The sequence below is a fragment of the Nonomuraea sp. NPDC003201 genome, assembly GCF_053590415.1.
Genome location: NZ_JBSFTC010000679.1, coordinates 1 through 2,071 on the forward strand (window position 1 = coordinate 1; position 2,071 = coordinate 2,071).

Below are 2,071 nucleotides of genomic sequence, written 5' to 3' on the forward strand. Positions count from 1 at the left end.
GGACCGGCTCTCGCGCGGCGACCTGGCGCTGCGGGCCGTGTCCGACGGCGAGCCGCCCGGCCCCGACCTGACCCGCTACGACCCCTTCCACTTGGTGCTCGCCGACCTGGCGCGGATCCGCATGTTCAGCTGGGACGGCGACCGGCTGACCACCACCGACCTGCCCGACGGCGTCAGCATGGTCGTGAACACGGGCCTGGATCCGGCGAGCGAACGGGTCGTCGGCTATCTGCCCAGGTTCGAGAGCGAGACCTGGAGCGAGCTCATCAAGGCGGAGCCGTCCGCCGACCCCGGCGCGCTCATCGTCCGGCACGAACTCCCCGGCGGGCGCGTCTTCGCCTCCCTGTCGGTGATGGAGGTCTCACTGTCCGCGGAGGACGTGACGTACCAGTTCACTGACCTGACCGCTGATCGGGACAGATAGGCTCAAACACATGAGATCGTGGGCTGCCCAGAACGTTCCAAAGCTCCCAGGTGAGAGCATTCCGCTGAGTCTCTATGACACCTCGGCCAAGCAGGTGAGGCAGACCGATCCGGGGCCGACCGCCAGGATGTACGTCTGCGGCATCACCCCCTACGACGCCACCCACCTCGGCCACGCCAACACCTACCACGCCTTCGATCTCGTCGGCCGGATGTGGCGGGACGCGGGCCACGAGGTCCACTACACGCAGAACGCGACCGACGTGGACGACCCGCTGCTGGAGCGGGCCGAGCAGACCGGCGTCGACTGGCGTGAGCTGGCCGAGCGGGAGATCGAGCTGTTCCGCGGCGACATGGAGGCGCTGCGGATCCTGCCGCCCCGCGAGTACGTGGGCGTCACCGAGGTCGTCGGCCGGGTGGCCGAGCTGATCTCCAAGCTGTCCACCAAGGGCGTCACGTACGCCCTGGACGGCGACGTCTACTTCAGCGTGGCCGACGCCCCCAAGTTCGGCCAGGTGTCCGGCTACGACGAGGCGGAGATGCCGGCCCTGTTCGCCGAACGCGGAGGCGACCCCGACAGGGCGGGCAAGCGCCACCCCCTCGACTGGCTGCTGTGGCGGGCCGAGCGGCCCGGGGAGCCCGCCTGGGACTCCTCGCTGGGCCGGGGGCGGCCCGGATGGCACATCGAGTGCACGGCGATCGCCCTGGACAGCCTGGGGGGCGGCTACGACGTGGCGGGCGGCGGCTCGGACCTGATCTTCCCGCACCACGAGTGCGGCGCCTCCGAGGGGCACGCCCTCACCGGCGAGTGGCCGTTCGCCAAGTTCTACACGCACGCGGGCATGGTGGCGCTCGACGGCGAGAAGATGTCCAAGTCCAAGGGCAACCTGGTGTTCGTGTCCAGGCTGCGGGTGGCCCACGACCCGATGGCGGTCCGGCTGGTGCTGCTGGCCCACCACTACCGCGCGGACTGGGAGTACGTCCCGTCCCTGATGGCCGACGCCGAGCGGCGGCTGGCGCGGTGGCGGGAGGCGGTCGCGCTGCCGTCGGGGCCGCGCGCCGACGAACTGCTGGCCACGGTACGCGCCCGGATGGCCGACGACCTCGACTCGCCGGGCGCACTGGCCGCCGTCGACGCCTGGGCCGACGAGGCCCTCACCCAGGGCGGCCCCGACGCCGCCGCCCCCGCTCTGGTCCGCGACCTCACCGACGCCCTCCTGGGCATCGCCCTCTGACACCGTCCCGCGGGCGCCGGGTCGAACGGCGCTCGGCGGGGCGTCGCTACAGGGACGCCCGGTGCAGGCCGGGTGAATGCCGGGGGAGCGCCTGGCGCCTGGTGAGGGCGGTGTCGTAGCGGTGCCAGATGAGCGCCGCCACGTCCGGGTCCGGGCCGAGCGGGTCGCTCACCAGCCCCGCTCCCGCCGAAGCCAGCCGGTCATGGAAGTGGCCGGGCGCGAGCACGTACGAGGCGATGGCCACCCGGGCGGCCGGGGTCGAGGCGAGCCGTTCCATGGCCTCCTCCAGGGACGGCGAGCCGGCCGAGGCGAAGGCGGCCGTGACCGGCCGCGCCAGGCGTACGGCGAGCCGGTGGGCGGCGGCGCGGACGTCGGCGAGGGCCGACGGGTCGGAGGAGCCCGCGGCCCCGAGC

At 73.1% G+C, this 2,071-nt stretch carries 2 protein-coding genes and 1 pseudogene; 2 read left to right on the forward strand and 1 reads right to left on the reverse strand.

Features of this window, described 5'->3' with window-relative positions; genetic code table 11:
- Positions 1 to 424: pseudogene (locus ACWDX9_RS62660) on the forward strand (NRDE family protein); the annotation flags it as partial.
- A gap of 10 nt (positions 425 to 434) precedes the next feature.
- Positions 435 to 1,658, forward strand: coding sequence for a cysteine--1-D-myo-inosityl 2-amino-2-deoxy-alpha-D-glucopyranoside ligase (gene mshC, locus ACWDX9_RS62665; protein WP_449973344.1), 1,224 nt, complete (start codon positions 435 to 437; stop codon positions 1,656 to 1,658).
- Positions 1,659 to 1,704: 46 nt separating this feature from the next.
- Here the strand turns inward: mshC and ACWDX9_RS62670 are convergent.
- On the reverse strand, positions 1,705 to 2,071 hold a 367-nt coding region (locus ACWDX9_RS62670), incomplete at its 5' end, for a CbiX/SirB N-terminal domain-containing protein (RefSeq protein WP_449973345.1).